We start from the raw sequence: 21,367 nt of genomic DNA, 5'->3' as shown, positions 1-21,367 counted from the left end.
TCAGAGACCGAGATCGTCGGCTCCAGCGAGCTGAGACAGCGTGATCCCAGGCATGGCGCGTTTGGCCAATCCGCTGAGAACAGCCCCTGGACCGACTTCCACCAGGGTCTCCACCCCGGCTTCGCCCATCGCCAGCATGGTTTCACGCCAGCGGACGCCTGTGATCATCTGGCGGTGCAGGCGGCGCTTGAGTTCAGCCGCATCCACGCAAGGGGTGGGATCCGTGTTGCTCAGCACAGGGACGCGCGCATCCTCAAAGGCCAGATCGTTCAAGTGCTGCGAGAAGGCATCCGCCGCGTCTTGCATGAAGGGCGAATGAAAGGCACCCGACACAGCCAGGGGGATCACCCGTTTGCAGGTGAGGGCTTCGCCAACCGCCGCCACAGCGTCAGCAGTGCCTGACAACACCACCTGGGCTGCACTGTTGTCGTTGGCGATCACCACCCCTTCCGTTGCACTGACCAGTTCGTCGAGCTGACTGCGTTCGAATCCGATCACGGCGGCCATGGCTCCGCCGCCAGCGCCGGCCATCAACTCAGACCGGCGTTGCATCAGTTCAAGACCGGTGTCGGCATCGAAGACCCCCGCGGCATAAAGGGCGACCAGTTCACCGAGGCTATGGCCGGCGACGAGCGCAGGCTCGCGCCCCTGCCGCCGCAACTCATCCACGATCAGCGATTCGACCACGAACAGCGCGGGCTGGGTGTTGCGCGTGTCGTTCAAATCAACGGGATCACGCCCGTCTCCAGCCTCGCCGCGACAAATCGCCAGCAGATCACGACCCAGCAGCCTCGACGCCAAGGCGAAGCGCTCTTCGGCGCCAGGGAGGCTGAGCACCGCATCAGCCATTCCGACTTTCTGAGACCCCTGACCAGGAAACACCCAGGCGATCGACATTCTCAACGGCGCAAGCGTTGCTGGAGCCTACGTGGGCCCCTGCCAGCGAAGCAGGGCTGCTCCCCAACTCAGCCCCGCGCCAAAGCCGCTGCTGGCCAGCAGATCGCCGGAGCTGACCCGGCCATCGCGCACCGCTTCGTCGAGCATCAACGGGATGGTGGCTGCCGAGGTGTTCCCGTACGCCGCCAGGTTGCTCAGAACCTTGGCGCTGGGCACCGACAGTCGATCAGCAACGGCATCGAGGATGCGTTGGTTGGCTTGATGGAGCAGGAGCCAATCGAGTTGATCAGCTGAGACTTCACAGCGCTTCAGGAGTGACTGGAGGACTGCAGGGACCTCGCGGACTGCGAACTTGTACACCTCCTGGCCGTTCATCACGATCGGGCGATACCCCCCGGCACGGTGCTCGGCCCCAGCGATGAGGGGAGCGGACGTGTCATTGGCCGGAAGATTGAGGACCGCACCACGCGCCCCGTCGCTGTGCAGCAGAAAACCAAGAAGTCCGTCCTCATCACTGGCTTCGAGGACGACGGCTCCAGCGCCATCTCCAAACAGCACGCAGCTGCGGCGATCGTCCCAGTCAACGAAGCGGCTGAGCTGGTCTGCACCGATCACCAGCGCACGGCGCATCGCACCTGTTCGCAGGTACTGCGCTGCGGTGACCAGTGCAAACAGAAAACCGCTGCAAGCGGCGGTGAGATCGAAGGCGACGGCATGGGTCGCGCCGAGTTCGGCCTGCACCCTCGGGGCCGAACCGAACAGATCATCGGGGGTGGACGTGGCCAGGAGGATGAGGTCGAGATCCTGGGGGGAGCGACCGGCCATGGTCAGGGCGCTTCGGCCTGCCTCTGCCGCGAGGTCGACCAAGGTCTGATCGGCAGGGCTAACCCGGCGACGCCCAATGCCTGTGCGGGTTCGGATCCATTCATCGTTGGTGTCCACCCGTTGGCTGAGCTGATCGTTGCTGATCACCTGTGCTGCCTGGGCGCTGCCGCTGCCGATCAGGCCCACGCCCAGGACCGGCGGTGATTGTCCAGCCAAGAGAAGATCCAAGCAGGTGGCGTCAGTCAACCACAGTCCGGCAGGAGGCCGTTCAGGCCTGCACCGCGGTTTGCTGGCTCAGCGCAGCGAGATCCTCCATCACGCCATGGCTTGCGGCTGAATGGGCCAGGCGCAGGGCGCTGACCACGGACAGCGCTTTGCTGCTGCCATGGCCGATCACACAGATGCCGTTCACACCGAGAAGCAGCGCACCGCCGTGTTCGGCGTGATCCAGGCGCTTCTTGATGCGTTTGAGGTTGCTGCGCAGAAACGCTGAGCCAACCTTGCCGCGGCGGCCCCTCGGTAGTTCGGCTTTCAGAACACCAAGAAGCACGCTGCCCACGGATTCAAGGAACTTGAGCAGCACATTGCCGGTGAAGCCGTCGCACACCACCACGTCGAAGTCTCCAGAGAGCACGTCCCGGCCTTCGCAATTGCCAGCGAAGTGCAAGCGGGATTCCTCTTTCAGAAGCGCGAAGGTGCTGAGTGCCAGGTCATTGCCTTTGCACTCTTCCTCGCCGATGTTGAGTAGCCCGATTCTGGGCTGCGCCACTTGCAGCACGTCGCGGCTGTAGATGTTGCCGAGCAGCGCGAACTGATGCAGGTAGGAGGGCTTGCAATCCATGTTGGCGCCCACATCGAGAACCAGAACCGGTTGTCCTGGGTCTTTGGTGGGGAAGAGGGCGCCGATGGCTGGCCGGTCAATTCCTGTGAGGCGCCCCAGCCGGAAGATGGCGGAGGCCATCACGGCTCCAGAGTTTCCAGCCGAGTACACCGCCTGGGCTTCGCCACGTTTCACGAGATCCATCGCCACATTGATGCTGGCGTTGCGTTTCCGGCGCACAACCGTGGCTTCTTCGTGCATTTCCACGGACGGACCACTCAGGATCAGTTCGAGGTGGCCGGCATCCATCGCAGCGTTCAAGGCTTCGCTCAGGCCTGAGGCTGCGGCGGCTTCCAGAACGCGATCGGTTTCGCCGACGAAGCGAATGCGCACGGCCAGGCGTTCGATCGCCTGCAGGCATCCCTCCAGGATTGGCCCGGGGGCGTGGTCGCCGCCCATGCCATCCACTGCAACCCAAATCCGGTCTTGGTCGTTGATCTCGATGTCGTCTCCGGGCACACCTCCTTGAAGGCGGCGGAGGGGATCCATCACCGGTTGCAGCATGGATCCGGCCATGGAGGTCACGGAACCGGCCATGGAGCCTGCGGCGTTGGCCGAGGTCGTCGCCGTGCCCACAAGGCTGGTCACGGCAGCATTGCGCCTGTACCAAACCACCAGACGGCGCACCGCCTTGGAGCGGCGCGGCTTCGTCCGCGGTGTGGAGGCCGGGTTCAGCTCAGGATCCTTCGGAGGCAACGGAATCGACGATGCGCTGGAACAGGTAACCGGTTCCTCGGGCTGTGAGGATCAGCTCGGGATTGGCCGGGTCGTCTTCCAGTTTGGAACGAAGACGGGAAATATGAACATCCACCACGCGGGTATCCACGTGTCGTTCTGGGGTGTACCCCCAGACCTCCTTCAGAATCTCACCACGGCTGAAGGGTTCGCCTGAGCGGCTCACCAACAGTTCCAGCAAGCTGAATTCCATTCCTGTGAGGCGGATGCGTTCATCGGCCCGGAACACTTGGCGTTTGTTGGTGTCGATCTTGAGATCCGACACCTTGATCAAGCCGGTGTTGGGAATACCGGCAGCGTGTTCTTTCTCCACCCTGCGCAACACGCAGCGGATTCGGGCCTCCAATTCTTTGGGGCTGAAGGGCTTGATCACGTAATCGTCGGCTCCCAGCTCCAGCCCGGTGATGCGGTCAGCCACGTCACCCAACGCAGTGAGCATCACGATCGGCACATCCGATTCCTTGCGCAGCTCCTGACAGACCCCGTAGCCATCAAGCTTCGGCATCATCACGTCGAGCACGACCAAATCCGGCTCGCACTCCTGGAAACACTCCAGGGCCTCCGTGCCATCGCAAGCGGTGACGACGTTGTAGCCGATCATCGAGAGGCGGGTTTCCAGGATCCTGCGGATACTGGCCTCGTCGTCCACTACGAGAATAGTTTCCTTGGTAGGGGCTGAGGCCGTCATGTCGCCGGCAATGCTTCAAGTTATGGGACACAAATAGGCGAACAGAACGCGGTTCTGTTCACGCAACGCCAACTTTCTTCACTATTCGACGTGCCCCGTCCGTCCACTTCTTACGTCTGCCAGAGCTGCGGAGCGCAGACGCGGCAGTTTTTTGGTCGCTGCAACAGCTGCGGTAGCTGGAATTCTCTCGTGGAGCAATCCGCCCCGAAGCAGGATTCCCGGCGCCGCCGCGCTGGCGCTGATCCAGGTGCCGGACCTCAGGCACGCCGGTCCACGTCAATGGCCGCCCTTGGCGATCAGCCGCTGCAGCGGCTGTCCAGTGGGTATGGGGAACTGGATCGCGTCCTCGGTGGTGGGCTGGTTCCCGGTTCGCTGGTTCTGGTGGGTGGTGATCCTGGGATTGGCAAGAGCACCCTGCTGCTGCAAAGCGCGTCGGCCATCGCCAGCGATCGGTCCGTGCTCTATGTGTCTGCAGAGGAGTCGGCCCAGCAGGTGAAGTTGCGCTGGCAGCGGCTCACCGCAGATCCCAGTGATCTGCAGCTTTTGGCGGAAACCGATCTGGATTTGGTCCTGGAGGAGCTTGAAGCCTTGCAGCCGGATGTGGCAATCATCGACAGCATTCAGGCACTCCATGACGGCGATCTCTCCAGTGCTCCTGGCTCCGTGGCCCAAGTGCGGGAGTGTGCGGCCGCGCTTCAGCGTGTGGCCAAGCGTCAGAACACCGCCCTGCTGCTGGTGGGCCACGTGACCAAGGAAGGGGTCCTGGCTGGCCCGAAGGTTCTGGAACATCTCGTGGATGCTGTGCTCACCTTCGAAGGTGATCGTTTTGCCAGCCATCGTTTGCTTCGGGCGGTGAAGAACCGCTTCGGCGCCACCCATGAACTGGGTGTGTTTGAGATGCGGGGGCAGGGTCTGGCCGAGGTGGGCAATCCCAGCGAACTGTTTCTCAGCGGCGAACGAGCCAGCGGTGTGGCCACGATCGTGGCTTGCGAGGGGACCCGTCCGCTGGTGGTGGATTTGCAGGCTCTTGTGAGCACCACCAGTTACGCCAGTCCTCGCCGCACGGCCACAGGCATCGCTGTGAACCGTCTGCATCAGATCCTCGCTGTGCTCGAAAAACACATGGGCCTGCCCTTGTCGCGCTTCGACTGCTATCTGGCCGTGGCGGGTGGACTGGATGTGGAGGAGCCCGCGGCTGATCTCGGCGTGGCCGCGGCTGTGGTGGCCAGCTATCGCGATCTCACCCTCCCTGCAGGAACGGTGTTGCTTGGGGAATTGGGCCTGGGTGGTCAGCTGCGGCCGGTGGGACAGCTGGAACTGCGCCTCCAGGAAGCGGTGCGTCTCGGCTTCACCCGCGCTGTGGTCCCGAGGGGCAGCGGTCTGGGCCCTTTGGCAGCACGTCTCGATCTCGCTCTGCTCGAAGCGGGATCGATCACTGAAGCTCTCGTTCTTGGTTTGGGAGTGAATCCCGGCGATGACGATTGAGCAGGGTGGCGATCAGAAGTAAACGTCCACATTGCTGCGGCCAGTGGACTTCAGCCAGTTTTCGATGTCGAGATAGCCGCCGGGGTTCAGGCGCACGGCTTGCGTCCACACTTCGGCGGCTTGATCAAACCATCCGTCGGCATCGTCACGGCGACCCTCTTCTTCAGCGGTGCGTCCGCGTTTCTCGAAGATCAACCCCATGTTCTTCAAACACGACGGCTGTTTCGGGTTTTCATCCAGGGCCTTTTGATACGTCGCCAGAGCACGGTCTTCTTCACCATTGCTCATGTAGATGATGGCCATGTTCTTGAGGGTTTCGCCCCGGTCGATGGGGTTCTCCTCGAGCTTCAGGCTTTCCTCGTAATTCTCCAGAGCCTCCGCATAGTCGCCGTCGTTCTGAGCGGAGAGCCCATCGCGGTAATACACGTAGGCCTCCTTTGCTCTGGCGTTGATCGGCAACAGTTTCACGATCAGGTCAGCCATCACCGTGAAGCTCTTGTCGATGAAGTTGTCGTTGCGGTTGCTGCGGGGCACGAAGAGCAGAACGGATCAATCCATCCTGAACCCAACGGGTGATGCCTAGCGTGAGTTGATGGAATCCGTCGCCGTGTCCCCATCGTCATCAACTGAGAGCCCCCCCTCATCAAGCGCCGAGGTGGTGCTGCTGGATGTGGAGGGAATGAAGTGCGGCGGGTGTGTGCGCGCCGTTGAACGCACCCTTCAGGATCAGCCTGGAGTGCAGGAAGCCAGCGTCAACCTGGTGACGCGCAGTGCTTGGCTGCGCCTGGATCCCGCGGCTCTGGATCCCCAGCAGGCGCTGGAGGGGGCTCTCGAGGCCTTGCGCAGCAGGGGGTTTTCAGCCCAGCCGCGCCAGAGTGGTGTGTTGAACGCCAACGCGGAGCCCGACCGGGCCTGGGGTTGGTGGAACCAGTGGCGTCAGCTGATGGTGGCCCTGGTGCTCCTGCTTCTCTCTGTGCTCGGCCATCTGGCTGAGGCGGGAACGCTCTCGTTGCCTTTGATCGGCACGCTGCCGTTCCATGCGGGACTGGCCACCGTCGCTCTGTTCGGACCGGGACGATCCATCCTGCGCAGTGGATGGGCCGCGGCCATCAGTGGCGTTCCCAGCATGGACACGTTGGTGAGCCTGGGTGTGGGCAGCGCTTACCTCGCCAGCGTGGTGGCCCTGGTGTGGCCTGCGGTGGGCTGGCCCTGTTTTTTCAATGAGCCTGTGATGCTTCTGGGCTTTGTGCTCCTCGGGCGTTTTCTTGAGGAACGGGCCCGTCGGCGCACCGGTCGTGCCCTCAAGGAACTGGCAGCACTGCAACCGTCATCGGCACGGCTTGTGATGGCCGATGGCAGCGTGCGCGACGTACCGGTGGAGATGCTGCGGCCTGGTGAACGCATTGAGCTGCTCGCCGGCGATCGCATCCCGGTGGATGGTGTGATCGAAGAGGGGTATTCGGCGGTGGATCTCTCCAGCCTCACGGGAGAGCCGTTGCCCGTGGATGCCGGCCCAGGAACGGAGCTCAGTTCCGGTTGTCTCAATCTCGAGGCCACCCTGGTGATGGAGGTGCGCCGGGTGGGTCGTGAAACGGCCCTGGCCCGCATCATTTCCTTGGTGGAACAGGCTCAGGCGCGGCGAGCGCCGATCCAAGGGCTCGCCGATCGGGTGGCCGGACGCTTCTGCTACGGCGTGGTGTCACTGGCGCTGTTCACCTTTTTGTTCTGGTGGCTGATCGGCAGCAGCCTGTGGCCGCAGGTTCTGGATGTTCCTGTGGTGCTGATGGACCATGGCCATGGGCATGGCGTTCATCAGTCCCTTGGTGCCGCTGCCCAGACGCCATTCGGGCTGGGTCTGCAGTTGGCGATCGCGGTGCTCGTGGTGGCTTGCCCCTGTGCGCTTGGTTTGGCGACCCCCACGGTGATCACCGTGTCGTCGGGGTTGGCAGCCCGCCAGGGCTGGCTCTTCCGTGGTGGTGATGTGATCGAGCGTTCTGCTGAGATCGAGCGGGTGGTGTTCGACAAAACGGGCACCCTCACGCTGGGGAGGCCGTTGGTGGAAGCGGTGCTCTTGAGTGATGATCCATCGCGCACGATTCAGCTGGCGGCCAGCCTCGAGCAAACCAGTCGCCATCCCCTGGCCCATGCTCTCCTCCAGGAGGCACAGCGTCTCAACCTTCCTCTGCTTCCGGTTCAAGACAGTCGAATGGTTCCGGGAGCAGGGATGGAGGGAACACTCGCGGACGCTCCGGATCCGCTGCGGGTCGGATCCCTGGAGTGGTTGCGGAGCCAAGGCGTCGAATGGTCCGCTCACCAGCGGGACGCGGTTGAAGCCGCCCAGACCGGTGGACAGTCCCTGGTGGCTGTGAGCCTGGGCCATCAGCCGATCGGCCTGGTGGCCATCGATGATCGTCTGCGTCCCGATGCCGTGACGGCTTTGCAGCGCCTGCGCTCCCAGGGGTTATCCCTCGGCATGCTCAGCGGTGACCGTCGCCAGGCCGTGGAACGGGTGGGGCAGACGCTAGGGATCCAGGCGGATGAGATGGCCTGGCAGCTGCTTCCCGATCAGAAGCTGGAACGGCTGGAGTGTTGGCGTCAGTCGCAGCCCGTGGCGATGGTGGGCGACGGGATCAATGATGCGCCGGCACTGGCGGCCGCTGATTTGGGGATCGCTGTGGGGACAGGCACCCAGATCGCTCAAGACACGGCCGATCTGGTGTTGATGGGTGATCGCTTGGAGGCTTTGCCAGAAGCCCTCGGCCTGGCACGACGCACGATGCGCAAGATCCGTCAGAACCTCGTCTGGGCGTTTGGATACAACCTCATCGCTCTGCCCGTTGCCGCAGGGGTTCTCCTGCCCGGTTTCGGCATTCTTCTCTCACCTCCCCTGGCTGCATTGTTGATGGCCTTGAGTTCGGTCTCGGTTGTGGTGAATGCTCTCAGCCTGCGGCTTCCTTAACGATGAAAGGGCGTTTTCTGGTGCTGGAGGGGATCGATGGTTGCGGCAAGACCACGCAGCTGCGCCAGCTCGCCGAATGGCTTCCGGATAGCGGCCTGATGCCTGAGGGGGCAACGTTGCACCTCACCCGTGAACCGGGCGGGACCCCTCTGGGGCGCGCGCTGCGTGAACTGCTGCTTCACCCCCCTGATGAAGCGGCGCCTTGCCCGGAAGCCGAGCTGCTGATGTATGCCGCCGACCGGGCCCAGCACGTGCAACGGCGAATCCTTCCCGCCCTTGCGTGCGGCGACTGGGTGCTCAGCGACCGCTTCAGTGGTTCAACCCTGGCTTATCAAGGCGATGGGCGGGGTTTGGATCGGGCCCTGATCCTCGCCTTGGAGCGGATTGCCACGGCTGGACTCGTGCCAGATGTCACGCTTTGGCTCGATCTGTCCCTTGAAGCGAGCATGGCCCGACGGGAGGAGCGGGCTGAAGACCGAATTGAGGCGGAGGGACAGGCTTTCCTCGCCAGGGTGGCCGATGGATTCAGGCAACTGGCTGCAGAACGGGGCTGGGTTGGCATCCCTGCGGCTTTGAGCCCTAAGGAGGTGCATCAGGCCATTCGTCTTGCTCTGGAAGGACATGCTGCCCTCAGGAGGCGATAACCGATGGTCAGCGAGCTGTTTGCTGATCTTCAGGGTCAGCCCCTTGCCACCCAGGTGTTGCAGTCCGCGTTAACGCACCAGCGTTTGGCACCGGCTTATCTCTTCAGTGGTCCTGACGGGGTGGGTCGCCGGCTTGGCGCTCTGCGCTTCATGGAAGGGGTGCTCACGGGGGGCGGCCCAGACCCCAGAGAGCGCCGGCGTCTTGAAGAGCGCAATCACCCTGACCTGCTTTGGGTGGAGCCCACCTACAGCCATCAGGGGCGTCTCATCTCCCGGTCTGAAGCCGAAGCCGCCGGTGTGAACAGGCGCACACCACCCCAGGTTCGCTTGGAACAAATTCGCGACCTCGGCCGTTTTTTGGCTCGACAGCCCTTGGAGTCGCCGCGAGGGCTGGTGGTTCTTGAGCAGCCGGAGGCGATGGCTGAGGGAGCGGCCAATGCCTTGCTCAAGACCCTCGAAGAGCCTGGTCACGGATTGTTGATCTTGCTTTCGGCTGCTCCTGATCGTTTGCTCACCACCATCCGCTCCCGATGCCAGCAGATCCGTTTCACCCGCTTGCCCGATGCTGCGATGCAAACCGTGCTGGCCCAGTTACCCGAGGCTGCTGGCCACCAAGCTCTGGAGGTTGCTGCCGCTGAGCCTGAGCTTGTCGCTCTGGCGTCAGGCTCTCCTGGTGCACTGATCGAACACGTGCGTGTTTGGGGCACGATTCCGGCGGACCTGCGGGAGCGCCTGAAGCATCCCCCGCAAACGCCCCTCGATGCGCTTGCTCTGGCGCGGGATGTGTGCGAGCAACTGGAGGGTGAGCAGCAGTTGTGGTTGATCAGCTGGTGGCAAACCGTTCTCTGGCGACAGCAGCTCGACAGAGTGCCCGTTGAACGCCTGAATCGCCTGCGTCAGCAGTTGTTGTCGTTTGTGCAGCCTCGCCTGGCCTGGGAGGTGACTCTGCTCAATTTGATCAGCGTTCGGAGCTCTTGACTCAGGCGCTTGCGCGGCTGTTGTGGTCGTTTTGTTCGCGATCCTGCCGCGCCTGGGCAAGGACATCCTCGAGCCCCTCCAACTGAGCGCCGGTGGGAAGTTCCAGGCAGTAACCGGCGCCGTACACCGTTTTGATGAAACGAGGTTTCCGAGGATCGGGTTCGAGTTTGGTGCGCAGGTGACGCACGTGAACACGGATGGTCTCGATGTCATCGTCCGGCTCATATCCCCACACTTCCTTGAGGATCAACGAGGGAGCCACGGTTTGGCCATGGCGCTGGAGCAGACAATGCAACAGCTCAAATTCCAGGTGCGTGAGCCGGACCGGCTTGTCGAACCAGATGGCTTCGAAACGCTCAGGAACCAGGGTGAGAGGCCCATAGTTGAGAATCTCGTGGTGATTGCCGGAGGTCCCCACAGGCGCGCGGTCGCTTCGGCGCAGGAGGGCCTTGATGCGCACCTGAAGCTCTTCGAGGTCGAAGGGTTTGGTGAGGTAATCATCGGCTCCGGAATTGAAGCCGCTCACTTTGTCCTTGGTCCCTCCAAGCGCCGTGAGCATCAGGATCGGGATTGCTGATGTGCGCTCATCGCGCCGGAGCCTTTGGCACAGGGTCAGACCATCGACTTTCGGGAGCATCAGGTCGAGAAGGATCAGGTCAGGGTTGTACTGAAGGGCGAGGGCCTGGCCTTTGATGCCGTCGTCAGCGCTCTGCACATCAAAGCCGCTGTGCTCGAGATGGCCGCTGACCAGCTCACGCATATCCCGGTCGTCTTCGATCAGCAGGATGCAGGGCTTCATCGACTCGCAGGCGGGTGAATAGGGAAGACGTGGTGATGCCGCGTCGTGGCTTGACAGATTCTCTCAAGGTTCTCTCGGCCTTGCAGTGATTCCTGGAAAGGGTGTCTGAGGTGTGGATCAGCCTGAACCCATTGCGGCAGAACGTGTTGGGCGCAATGCCGGTGCCAATCAAGTCATTCAGCTCTTCAGGAAGTCTTCGGTTTCGGTACGGCTGAAGTAACGAAATTCAATCGGTCAAACAAAATTGTTCCCGACGGATTCTCCTGGCAATAAAAAACACCACAAGCGAAACGCTGTGGTGTGTGGTGAAAAAACTCCCCGGGCGGGATTCGAACCTGCGACCAATCGATTAACAGTCGACCGCTCTACCGCTGAGCTACCGAGGAATGTGACCCAGAGAACTTACCCTTCAGCCCCTCCGTCTCGCAAGAGGCTCGAGTGTTCTTCTCAGGCTTGTCCCGCTGCCCCAAGCGCCAATGCGTCCTTTTTCCATGCGCGCTGCGCCATCGGCGTGATCGAGTTCGCCAAGGCGATGGGTGACCCAGAGCGCAGTTAAGGGATTTTTGGAGCGGTGGCAAAGTTGTTGCACCGTCGCCAGGATGGCGTCCTGGCTGGCCGCGTCGAGTAGGGCGGTCGGCTCGTCGAGGAGGAGCAGATTGGCCTCGCTGGCCAGAGCTCCTGCAATCGCGAGGCGCTGCTTCTGCCCGCCGCTCAGGGTGTGGATCGGCCGGCCGGCCATCCCAGCCAGCCCGACCTGCTCGAGCAGTCCCTCAATCCTCTTGGTTGTCTCGGATCGTGAGAGGTGGGGCGGCAGGCTGAGGAGAAGTTCGCTGCCGCAGCTCGGTAGCAGCAGTTGATGGTCGGGGTTCTGAAATACCAATGCGGGTCGCAGAGTGCAGTGCATGTGGCCGCGCTGCGGCTTGATCAAGCCGCAGATCATTCGAAACAGGGTGCTCTTGCCGCTTCCGTTGCTGCCAACCAGCATCCAGAGCCCGGGGGATTGGATCTCGATGCTGCAGCGATCGAGCGCCTTGGTTCCGCAAGGCCAGCAGAAGCTGACCCTGTCAAAGCAAAGTGCTGCTGGTTCAGAGTCGGCCTGATTAACCGGCTGCATCAGGATCAAGCTTCAAACGAAAAGCCAGGGCGTTTCGTGCCGCCGCTTGCAGCTGTTTTCTCATAAATCTGGACAGCCAGTAGATCGCTGGTGAGAACGCTGAGGCGCTTGCCTTCCACCTTTTCGCAGCAGAGTTCGAGCAGGCGTGGCTGGCCCTGCTCAAGGGCCGAGCGCACTTGTTGGTAAAGGGCTTCGGCCGAATCGTGCTCTTTCCTCTGCACGGATACGGGCATCGGGCTCATGCGCAGAGCCAGCTCAATCACGTACACAGATCAGTCCCGTAAACCAACCCATCTTCGCCAATCAGCGCGTTCAGCGAAGCGTTGGGCATTTCTACTCATGTCGGGTGTGTTGCTCAGGTTTCTGGCCCACAAACCGGCGGCGCCCACTAGGCTCGGCACGTAAAGCTTCATGAAGCTCCCTCATGACGATCGCTGTAGGACGCGCGCCACAGCGGGGATGGTTTGACGTCCTCGATGACTGGCTCAAGCGCGACCGCTTCGTATTTGTCGGCTGGTCCGGCATTCTTCTCTTTCCAACGGCCTATCTGGCCATCGGTGGTTGGCTCACTGGCACCACCTTTGTCACCTCCTGGTACACCCACGGCATCGCCTCGTCGTACCTGGAAGGTTGCAACTTCCTCACCGCTGCTGTGTCCACCCCCGCTGATGCGATGGGTCACAGCCTGCTTCTTCTCTGGGGCCCTGAGGCCCAGGGCGACTTCGTTCGATGGTGTCAGCTCGGCGGCCTCTGGGCCTTCGTGGCACTCCACGGCGCTTTCGCTCTGATCGGCTTCATGCTCCGTCAGTTCGAGATTGCTCGTCTGGTGGGCATCCGTCCTTACAACGCCATCGCCTTCTCCGGTCCGATTGCGGTGTTCGTCAGCGTCTTCCTGATGTACCCCCTCGGCCAGAGCAGCTGGTTCTTCGCGCCCTCCTTCGGTGTGGCTGCGATCTTCCGCTTCCTCCTCTTCCTCCAGGGCTTCCATAACTGGACCTTGAACCCCTTCCACATGATGGGCGTGGCCGGCATCCTCGGCGGCGCACTGCTGTGTGCCATTCACGGCGCCACCGTGGAAAACACCCTGTTTGAGGACGGCGAGCAGGCCAACACCTTCAAGGCGTTCGAGCCCACTCAGGAAGAAGAGACCTATTCGATGGTCACCGCCAACCGCTTCTGGAGCCAAATCTTCGGAATTGCGTTCTCTAACAAGCGCTGGCTGCACTTCTTCATGCTGTTCGTGCCTGTGATGGGCCTGTGGACCAGTTCCATCGGCATCATCGGCCTGGCCCTCAACCTGCGCGCCTATGACTTCGTGTCGCAGGAGATCCGCGCTGCAGAAGATCCCGAATTCGAGACCTTCTACACCAAGAACATCCTTCTCAATGAAGGCCTGCGTGCCTGGATGGCACCGGCTGACCAGCCGCACGAAAACTTCGTCTTCCCTGAAGAGGTTCTGCCCCGCGGCAACGCTCTCTGATCAACGTTCCGATCGGAAGCTATTGAGTAGCGCCTGCTTCGGCAGGCGCTTTTTGATGGAGAGCTACCTAGCGAAATCACACGTTGACGTATCTATTCAGTTACGTATCGGTTTCAGTTCTGTGTGGATGCCGATGTTGCAGGGCAAAGCCACAATTGCCAATCACCGTCGAGTGACATCGTCTGTTGTTTGCAGGATGCGGGCGTTTTGCGGGTGATCAGCCAGTGGCGTTCGCTGGGGCGTTCCGATTGCAGTCGACGCAGAGGTCGACCGGCGTACCAGCCCAAAGAGGGACGGGTTGGTCCCTGCAAAACCACCGGGTCCTCAGCTGGAAGCTTGCGAATGACGGCTGCGATCGGCCTTGGATCCCAAGTTTCGTTCAATTCCCAGAGCCAGAGTCGGCTATGCCAGAGGCTGAGCAGGGCCACACTCCAGCCAACAACCAACAGCAGCAGCCCTCGACATCGCCTGGTCTTGATGGGTGCGCGCAGCCAGAGGCCGCCCATCAGCAACCCGGCGCCAGCCGACAGGACCGATGCGGCAGGGACAGCGTCGGTGATGCCGAGCAACGCCATGGAGCCGGCTAGCAGTAAACCCGCGCCAAGCCCTGTCCAGATGAGTGGCACCCAACGGGGCTTGCCACTCGCCAACAGTTGACTCAGTCCCTCACCGCAGAGCAGGGCGATGGCCGGCCAGAGCAGATGGCTGTACCAGGGCAGCTGGGTGCGCAGCGGAAGCACAAGCGCAGCGCTACCCAGGAGCAGTCCCAGCTCCCAGAGTCCGGCGCGTTCATGGCGGTGATGCCACGCCCAGCGGAATCCAGCTGGCAGCAGCAACAACCACGGCCATCCGCCCTCCAGCACCTCCGTGATGGGAACGAGCCAGCTCCCCTGATTGCCTTCCACCACAGTGGTCACCCGGCTCAGGCCCTGACCACCCCACATCAGAAGGGCATCCAGTCCACGCCACCAGCCATGCCAGAGATGCCAGGCGAGGCCAGGCGAAGCCCCAAGCAGCAGCAATCCGAAGCGTCGGCTGATTGGGATGCTGGGTGCTCGAGGTTGCGGGTCTCGGCTCAGGTGTTGCTGGCTCACCCTTTCCAGCACTCCGATTGCGACGATGATTGCAGCGAACCCAATCAGGGCTGGAGGCTTGAGCAGCAGCACGCCGGTGCACCCCAGCCCCGCCAGCACGGCCCAGCGGCTTTGCCGCCGGCTGCCGAGCCATCCGAGCCAGAGCATCAGGCTGCAGCTCACGAGGCTTCCATCAAGCATCGCCAGACGACCGTGGCGTGCCATCGGCAACAGGGTCATCAGCACCAACCCAGCAGCCAAGGCGGAGCGTTCTCCTGATTGATCACGGCTGAGTTCTCTGCGCAGCAACACCAGCAAGGGCACGGCCAGGGTGGATACCAGGGCCGGCACTGCGCGCACAGCCCATTCTCCTTCCCCCCAGCTCTGGATGCTTGTGCCGATCAGCCAGTGCAGTGCAGGCGGCTTGTTGAGATAGGGCTCGCCAGCATCCTTCACGGCCAGCAGCCAGCGCAGTCCGGTTTGCTGGGATGTGGCGCGAGCCACAGTGGCCACGATTCCCTCATCCCAGTCCCTTAACGGAACATTGCCGAGCCAGGGAAGCCAGACCGCGAGTGTTGTGATCCAGAGAGTTAGGGGCGCTAGTAGACCCCGAGTCCGTCCGCTTCCGTTAAGGTTCAAGTGTTCAGACCGCAGTGGTGTGGGGGTGTTCGTTGATCTTCGGATCCAGAACCCCTTCGGATGCATCACCGGCGATCATCAATCCATCCAGGAGGAGGTGTCCATGAGTTCCAGTTCTTTCACCCAGGGTCTGCTGATCGCGGAGAACGCCGGCTGACGGCTTCATCTTCTGACTGATCATTCGGTTCCGCGCCAGAGCGGACCCGGCGAGAGCCCCCGTTCGGATTCCGAACGGGGGCATCGTTTTTAAGAGCGTTTGGTGCGCCGCGAGGGGGATGGTGGAAGAGGGCGTTCCAGCAGTGTGCCGAGTTCGCTGTCAAGGATGGGATGGCGCGGTCCCTGCCGCTGCAAGACGACAACGCCATCCCGGATGGCCTGCGGTGTGTAGGTCTGATGGTTTGCTTCAATCCAGGCCAGGCTTTTCTTCAGTTGGCGCCAGTCCCTTCGGAACGCCATCCCGTAGCGCTCCAGGAGTGAGAGATCCACGGCAATCCACTCCACGCTCTGCTCCTGGCGGTTCTGATCCAGATACTCGGTGTCGTAGGGAAAGCGCACGATGGCCCGACGTTGGGCCAGCAGGGGTACCAGGGGCGTGTTCGCTGCCACAGAGGCTGTTGCTGGGATCACCTTCAGGGCCTCGCGCGCGCGCAGGCCATGAACCCACTGCTGCGCAGGAGAGGAGTAAAGCCAAGGGTCAATGCTGTCGGGCATCACCATCGACAGGCTGCGGTGGGGATTGCTGGTCACGGTGAGCAGCAGCGAGAGGGCCAGGGCTGTTCCCCAAGCCAGTCGCATGCGTGGTCCTGGTGATGGATCAGCACGGCGCTCCCACCAGAACAAGGCTCCCAAGGCAAAACCTGGCACCACCAACCAGGTGTAGCGAATGGTGATCGCCAATGGGTCATTGGTTCCCTGGGCTAAAAACAGCCCCAACAGGCTGGGACCTGCGAGCAGCCAGGTATCGAGACTGATCAGGGGGACAAAAAGAAAGGGCAGGCTGTGGCCCAGCAGGTATCGCAGGGTCTTCCCCGGTGGATCGATCAGTTGCTGAAAAACCAAGGCCGGTTGGCTCAGGACACGCCTGAGCACCCCGAGGCTGCTGCTCCCCTTGTTCGGATCAGCGCCGAGGTACTGGCCAAAGTTCTCCACCATGAAGCGCTTGCTGTTGTCGTCGGAGAACAACGGCATCAAGACGTTCGTGCACACAACAACCCAGCCACCCCCCCAGGCGATCAGCACCAACGCCAAGCGCCAGCGCTCCCGGGATCGCACCAGAAGCCATAGGCCAATGGCCACGAGAATCACCCCTGTGTCCTCGCGGATCAGCGGCATGAGCAGGGCTCCGGCAACCGTCAGGGCCCATCGGTTCTCCAGCAAGCCGAGCATCAACACGAACACGGCCAGGGGCAGCTGGCAGAGATCGGAGAAATTGCCAAGGGTGGGTCCGATCAGCGCATTGCCTGCGAAGTAGGCAACCACAAGCCAGTTCGCCGTTCTTGCTGGGAGGCGTGGGGTCGCTAGTCGGTGCAGCACCAAGCCAGCAGCCGTGATCAGGCCCACCTGCACAACAGGAAGGGCAGTGGCGCCGAAGACGACAAGCAGTGGCGCCCAGAGCAGCAGGGTGGGTGTGAAGTGTTGGCCGAGCCGTTCGTAACCCACGAATGGGAGCTGACCGGCATGAACAACGTTGGTGGAGAGTTGCGAGGAGAGGGAACTCTCAAACCAATGGCCATGCAGGCTGTTCCATGCCACCTGTTGGAAAATTCCTTGGTCGTATCCGGCGAGCAGGACCCAGGATTTCCACAGCTGCAATCCGAGCGTCACAACGGCAAACAGGCTGGCCGCCAGCACGAGGGCATTGGAACGGCTGCGGCCTTCGCATCGCTGATGGTTTGTCACACGCGACGAACGAGAGGTCCAGCTCAACCAATCAGTTCATTCTGCACGGTGTGCATTCCCACCCCCGCCCAGGTTTTTTGTATCAAGGAGTGCCATTTGCGCTTCAAAAAGAATCGTTTGATACAGGTCGGACGAATGTCCGGCACACGGCTGCTGGTTAAGGGTTGGTAATGCAACAAATTTCGCTTATCGCTTCGGCGTGTTCCCTCAATTTTTGGTGTGAGGAATCTCATGAAACTTTTCCAGCAACTGCTGGTGGCACCTGCAGCCCTGGGCCTTCTGGCTCCCATGGCCGCCAACGCCACTGAGCTGAACATCAACGGTGTGTCCGACTACGCCGAGTCCGGCGAGCAGGTCACCAGCATCACTCAGTTCTCCGATGTGTATCCCACCGACTGGGCATACCAGGCACTGAGCAACCTGATCGAGCGCTACGGCTGCGTCGCTGGTTATCCCAACGGCACTTACCGCGGCAACCGGGCGATGACCCGCTTTGAAGCGGCTGCCCTGCTGAATGCCTGTCTCGACCGCGTCACCGAAGTGACCGACGAGCTCAAGCGTCTGATGAAGGAGTTCGAGAAGGAACTCGCCATCCTCAAGGGCCGTGTGGACGGTCTGGAAGCCCGCGTGGGTGAGCTGGAGTCCACCCAGTTCTCCACCACCACCAAGCTGAAGGGCAAAAGCACCTTCGTGATTGGTGCCAACTCCTTCGGCGGTGATGCCAAGCAACTCAACATTTCTCAGGGTGATGAGCTGGTTGGAGGAGTCCCTGCTGGTCTTCTGGGTCGGCTTGTTGATCAGCGCTTTGAAAACGTTGATGATCGAAAAGAAGCTAAGAAAGCCTTGAAAAAGGGCGGCAAGATTAAGTTGGCTAATGGCAATGAAATTGAAGTAACCAAGGCTGATTTGGCTGATAAAGCTGCTGCCAATCTTGGTGCAGCCGTTTTCAACTACGACCTTCAGCTGGAACTCCTGACCAGTTTCACCGGTAAGGATCTCCTCAAGACCCGTCTGCGCACCGGTAACTTCCAGAACAGCGCTTTCGGCTTTAATGCGCCGACTGGAATCGGAAGCCCCTTTGGTGGTCAATTCAAAACTCCCTCAGGCATGGAAGCTGCCTTTGAGGAAGGAGTTGCCGGTAACGCCATCATTGTTGACCGACTCTTTTATCAATTCCCCCTCGGCAGTAATTTCACTGTCACTGCCGGTGGTCAGGTCCGTCAGGACGACATGCTGGCGGTGTGGCCGAGTGCTTATCCCGCTGACACCGTCCTCGACTTCTTCACCTATGCCGGTGCTCCGGGTACTTACAACCTGAACCTCGGTTCCGGTGCTGGTATCTGGTGGGAGAACGATGGCTTCAGCGTGAGTGCCAACTACGTGTCGAGCAACGGCAACGAGTCAGACCCAAGGATCGCTGGTATCGCCACTGATGGAGCCTCGGGAACTGGAACCGTTCAAATCGCTTACGCCAAGGATAACTGGGGCCTTGCAGCTGCCTACAACTACAGCTCCGAGAACTTCGGAAACATGTATCAGGGCACTGCGACACCGCTTGCGACTGAAGTCGGCGGTCTCGGTAACACCAACTCCGTGGGTGTCAGTGCTTACTGGTCTCCTGAAGACCCAGGTTGGATTCCTTCAATTTCCGTCGGTTGGGGTCTGAACTCAACCAGCGGTACTAACGACTCCACCCTGTTTGGTTATGACTTCGACTCAGCCACCACTCAGTCCTGGTCTGTGGGTCTTCAGTGGGCCGATGTGTTCCTGAAGGGCAACATGGCTGGTATGGCTGTCGGTCAGCAGGGCTTTGTAACAGCCCTGGATCTCTCGAACGACGGCGAACGGTTCAGAAGTGCTTCGGATGTCGAAGAGACTCTGGTTCGTGACGGTCAGTACGCCTGGGAATGGTGGTACATGTTCCAGGTCACCGACAACATCACGGTCACCCCTGCGATCTTCTATCTCAGCCGTCCTTTCGGAACGACAACCCAGGGTGAAACCTTCAATCAGTTCGGCGGTCTTGTGAAGACCACTTTCCAGTTCTGATTTCAGCAGCGAAGACTGGATTTGGATCCGTCTGATCCAGCCTTGCGTGTCTCATCCCTCTCCACTTCTTGAGTGGAGAGGGTTTTGTGGACAGCTTGTACAGCGGCCTCCTGTGCAAGCGGTGTCCTCACCATTAAGTTCTGGCTGGACAGAAATGTCCTATCCCTCAATTTTTGGTGTGAGGAATCCAATGAAACTTTTCCAGCAACTGCTGGTGGCACCTGCAGCCCTGGGCCTTCTGGCTCCCATGGCCGCCAACGCCACTGAGCTGAACATCAACGGTGTGTCCGACTACGCCGAGTCCGGCGAGCAGGTCACCAGCATCACTCAGTTCTCCGATGTGTATCCCACCGACTGGGCATACCAGGCACTGAGCAACCTGATCGAGCGCTACGGCTGCGTCGCTGGCTACCCCAACGGCACTTACCGCGGCAACCGGGCGATGACCCGCTTTGAAGCGGCTGCCCTGCTGAACGCCTGTCTCGACCGCGTCACCGAAGTGACCGACGAGCTCAAGCGCCTGATGAAGGAGTTCGAGAAGGAACTCGCGATCCTCAAGGGCCGTGTGGACGGTCTGGAAGCCCGCGTGGGCGAGCTGGAAGCGACCCAGTTCACCACCACCACCAAGCTGAAGGGTCAAACCACCTTCGTGACTGGTGCTGTGACCGCCGGCGGTGACGACGGTTCCAAGTACATCTACGACACCAACGCCACCTACTTCGACGACTCTGCTGACGAGGTCAAGCAGATCGGCAAGGTGCAGCGCAAGAACCGCAACACCAAGTTCAACAAGAACGGCACCAACGGTGGAGCCAACGCCTATAACCGCAACTACGGCGCCTTCACTTTCAACTATGACCAGCGCCTGAAGCTGAACACCAGCTTCACCGGCAAGGACCTGCTGGTTGCCCGTCTGCGTACCGGTAACTTCAGCAAGAGCGGCACCGGCAACGCCTTCGGTGGTAACGGCGTGAACCTCACCGCTCTCGACATCGCCACCGATTCCGGTGTGGCAAACAGCAAGCAGAACATCGTCACCCTCGACCGTCTGTTCTACAAGTTCCCGGTTGGCAAAGAGTTCACCGTGGTTGCCGGTGCTCTGGCTCGTAACACCGAGTCCATCGCTCTCTGGCCCTCTGTTTACAACAAGGGTGCCACCAAGATCCTCGACTGGACCGCTCTGATGGGCACCAGCGGTGTTTACAACAAGGAGACCGGACAGCTGATCGGTGCTTACTGGAAGCAGAGCGTCGACAAGGGTCAGAACGCTTTCAGCGTGTCTTTGAACTACGTGGCTGACGACGGCAACGGCAACTCCACCGATCCCACCAATGGTGGTTTCCTCACCGATAACTCCGAAGCCAGCTTCCTGGCTCAGGTCGGTTACGCCGGTCCTCAGTGGGGTGTGGCCTTCGGTTACCGCTATGGCCAGTGCGACAGCGGCAACGGCTTCCGCCGTGGCACCGAGTTCGCCAAGCAGGACAAGTGGAACAACAACTGCTTCTACGTCCCCACCAAGACTGTCACCGTTGACGGCACCAAGTACACCGTTCCCAATGGTGATCCCAAGAAGCGCTCCGGTGCTTCCACCAACAGCTACGCGCTGAACGCCTACTGGCAGCCCGAGAACCCTGGTTTCATCCCCTCCATCTCCCTGGGCTGGGGCATCAACCAGAACACCACCAGCAACAAGCGTGGCGGCACCCCCGTCAACAGCCAGAGCTGGATGGTGGGCCTGAAGTGGGACGACGTGTTCCTGAAGGGCAACGACCTCGGCTTCGCTGTGGGTCAGCCCACCTTCGCCACCGGCCTCGAGTCCTGCGACGGCAAGCGCAGCGACAAGCGTGAAATTTGTGGTTCCACCCCCTTCGACGGCAACTACGTCTTCGAACTGTTCTACAACTTCCAGGTCACCGACAACATCAAGGTCACCCCTGCGATCTTCTACCTGTCCCGCCCCATGGGTCAGTACACCAACAACCTGGTGGAGAATGGTCAGGGCTACGACGGTCAGTTCAACGTGTTCGGCGGTCTGATCCAGACCACCTTCAAGTTCTGATCTGACATCAGCACGATCTCTTGGGTCCGTTTGTACGGGCCCTCGAGATTCTTGTCCTCACACAGTTCACTCTTTACACACTCTGAACTCCCCCTCAATTCGAGGGGGTTTTTTATTGACCGTTGACCTGACCATCAACGCACTGCTCAAAACGTGCTGATGAT

18 protein-coding genes and 1 tRNA gene are annotated in these 21,367 nt (G+C 61.0%); 7 read left to right on the top strand and 12 right to left on the bottom strand.

The annotated features are described in order from the left end of the window. Genes fabD through rpaB form a run of 4 tightly spaced genes read right to left on the bottom strand, consistent with a single transcriptional unit; the run spans position 1 to position 4,025 of the window. A complete protein-coding gene (gene fabD, locus SynBMKMC1_RS13115) occupies positions 1 to 897 on the bottom strand; it encodes an ACP S-malonyltransferase (RefSeq protein ID WP_186472049.1) in 897 nt (298 codons plus the stop codon). Positions 898 to 924: 27 nt separating this feature from the next. Beyond that, positions 925 to 1,938, bottom strand: a complete 1,014-nt coding sequence (locus SynBMKMC1_RS13110) for a beta-ketoacyl-ACP synthase III (RefSeq protein WP_186472048.1) — start codon at positions 1,936 to 1,938, stop codon at positions 925 to 927. A 52-nt stretch (positions 1,939 to 1,990) separates the two neighbouring features. Then, positions 1,991 to 3,298 carry a phosphate acyltransferase PlsX gene (gene plsX, locus SynBMKMC1_RS13105; protein ID WP_186472047.1) on the bottom strand — a complete coding sequence of 436 codons (1,308 nt, stop codon included), beginning with the start codon at positions 3,296 to 3,298 and terminating at the stop codon, positions 1,991 to 1,993. Further along, positions 3,279 to 4,025 carry a response regulator transcription factor RpaB gene (gene rpaB / locus SynBMKMC1_RS13100; RefSeq protein WP_186472046.1) on the bottom strand — a complete coding sequence of 249 codons (747 nt, stop codon included), beginning with the start codon at positions 4,023 to 4,025 and terminating at the stop codon, positions 3,279 to 3,281. Before rpaB ends, plsX begins: the two co-directional genes overlap by 20 nt. Positions 4,026 to 4,115: 90 nt before the next feature. Here rpaB and radA point away from each other — a divergent pair, with 90 nt between their 5' ends. Continuing rightward, on the top strand, positions 4,116 to 5,510 hold the full coding sequence (gene radA, locus SynBMKMC1_RS13095) for a DNA repair protein RadA (RefSeq protein ID WP_186472045.1): 1,395 nt from the start codon (positions 4,116 to 4,118) through the stop codon (positions 5,508 to 5,510). A gap of 12 nt (positions 5,511 to 5,522) precedes the next feature. On the opposite strand, the gene SynBMKMC1_RS13090 is transcribed toward radA, so the two are convergent. Continuing rightward, on the bottom strand, positions 5,523 to 6,044 hold the full coding sequence (locus tag SynBMKMC1_RS13090; protein WP_011934133.1) for a photosystem I assembly protein Ycf3: 522 nt from the start codon (positions 6,042 to 6,044) through the stop codon (positions 5,523 to 5,525). Between the two features lie 58 nt (positions 6,045 to 6,102). On the opposite strand from SynBMKMC1_RS13090, the gene SynBMKMC1_RS13085 reads away from it, so the two are divergent. Genes SynBMKMC1_RS13085 through SynBMKMC1_RS13075 form a run of 3 tightly spaced genes read left to right on the top strand, consistent with a single transcriptional unit; the run spans position 6,103 to position 10,091 of the window. Continuing rightward, entirely contained in the window at positions 6,103 to 8,469 is a 2,367-nt protein-coding gene (locus tag SynBMKMC1_RS13085; protein ID WP_255486209.1) for a cation-translocating P-type ATPase, read from the top strand. A 2-nt stretch (positions 8,470 to 8,471) separates the two neighbouring features. Then, positions 8,472 to 9,113, top strand: a complete 642-nt coding sequence (tmk, locus tag SynBMKMC1_RS13080) for a dTMP kinase (protein ID WP_186472044.1) — start codon at positions 8,472 to 8,474, stop codon at positions 9,111 to 9,113. A gap of 3 nt (positions 9,114 to 9,116) precedes the next feature. Next, entirely contained in the window at positions 9,117 to 10,091 is a 975-nt protein-coding gene (locus tag SynBMKMC1_RS13075) for a DNA polymerase III subunit delta' (protein WP_186472043.1), read from the top strand. A 1-nt stretch (position 10,092) separates the two neighbouring features. On the opposite strand, the gene SynBMKMC1_RS13070 is transcribed toward SynBMKMC1_RS13075, so the two are convergent. The 4 genes from SynBMKMC1_RS13070 to SynBMKMC1_RS13055 all read right to left on the bottom strand — a co-directional run bounded on the left by SynBMKMC1_RS13070 (position 10,093) and on the right by SynBMKMC1_RS13055 (position 12,273). Further along, positions 10,093 to 10,890, bottom strand: coding sequence for a response regulator transcription factor (locus tag SynBMKMC1_RS13070; RefSeq protein WP_186472042.1), 798 nt, complete (start codon positions 10,888 to 10,890; stop codon positions 10,093 to 10,095). 314 nt (positions 10,891 to 11,204) lie between these two features. Then, positions 11,205 to 11,276 (bottom strand) — tRNA-Asn (locus tag SynBMKMC1_RS13065). 23 nt (positions 11,277 to 11,299) lie between these two features. Further along, entirely contained in the window at positions 11,300 to 12,004 is a 705-nt protein-coding gene (locus SynBMKMC1_RS13060; RefSeq protein ID WP_011934128.1) for an ABC transporter ATP-binding protein, read from the bottom strand. 5 nt (positions 12,005 to 12,009) lie between these two features. Next, on the bottom strand, positions 12,010 to 12,273 hold the full coding sequence (locus SynBMKMC1_RS13055) for a hypothetical protein (protein WP_011934127.1): 264 nt from the start codon (positions 12,271 to 12,273) through the stop codon (positions 12,010 to 12,012). A gap of 155 nt (positions 12,274 to 12,428) precedes the next feature. Between SynBMKMC1_RS13055 and psbD the strand changes: the two genes are divergently transcribed. After that, positions 12,429 to 13,484: a photosystem II D2 protein (photosystem q(a) protein) gene (psbD, locus tag SynBMKMC1_RS13050; protein ID WP_006041823.1), complete on the top strand. Its 1,056-nt coding sequence runs from the start codon at positions 12,429 to 12,431 to the stop codon at positions 13,482 to 13,484. Between the two features lie 113 nt (positions 13,485 to 13,597). Here the strand turns inward: psbD and SynBMKMC1_RS13045 are convergent, their stop codons facing one another. The 3 genes from SynBMKMC1_RS13045 to SynBMKMC1_RS13035 form a co-directional block, all read right to left on the bottom strand. Next, entirely contained in the window at positions 13,598 to 15,196 is a 1,599-nt protein-coding gene (locus SynBMKMC1_RS13045; RefSeq protein WP_255486208.1) for a glycosyltransferase family 39 protein, read from the bottom strand. A gap of 4 nt (positions 15,197 to 15,200) precedes the next feature. Beyond that, a complete protein-coding gene (locus SynBMKMC1_RS13040) occupies positions 15,201 to 15,362 on the bottom strand; it encodes a hypothetical protein (protein ID WP_186473504.1) in 162 nt (53 codons plus the stop codon). Positions 15,363 to 15,442: 80 nt separating this feature from the next. Then, a complete protein-coding gene (locus tag SynBMKMC1_RS13035) occupies positions 15,443 to 17,047 on the bottom strand; it encodes a DUF2079 domain-containing protein (protein ID WP_186473470.1) in 1,605 nt (534 codons plus the stop codon). A 279-nt stretch (positions 17,048 to 17,326) separates the two neighbouring features. Here SynBMKMC1_RS13035 and SynBMKMC1_RS13030 point away from each other — a divergent pair, with 279 nt between their 5' ends. Next, positions 17,327 to 19,144 (top strand): iron uptake porin, encoded by a 1,818-nt coding sequence (locus tag SynBMKMC1_RS13030; RefSeq protein WP_186472040.1) that lies wholly within the window; start codon positions 17,327 to 17,329, stop codon positions 19,142 to 19,144. 190 nt (positions 19,145 to 19,334) lie between these two features. Then, on the top strand, positions 19,335 to 21,203 hold the full coding sequence (locus tag SynBMKMC1_RS13025; RefSeq protein WP_186472039.1) for an iron uptake porin: 1,869 nt from the start codon (positions 19,335 to 19,337) through the stop codon (positions 21,201 to 21,203). Positions 21,204 to 21,367 lie beyond the last annotated feature (164 nt).

It is taken from the genome of Synechococcus sp. BMK-MC-1 (assembly GCF_014279955.1).
Taxonomy (GTDB): domain Bacteria; phylum Cyanobacteriota; class Cyanobacteriia; order PCC-6307; family Cyanobiaceae; genus Synechococcus_C.
This window is presented reverse-complemented; position numbering and strand designations above follow the sequence as displayed.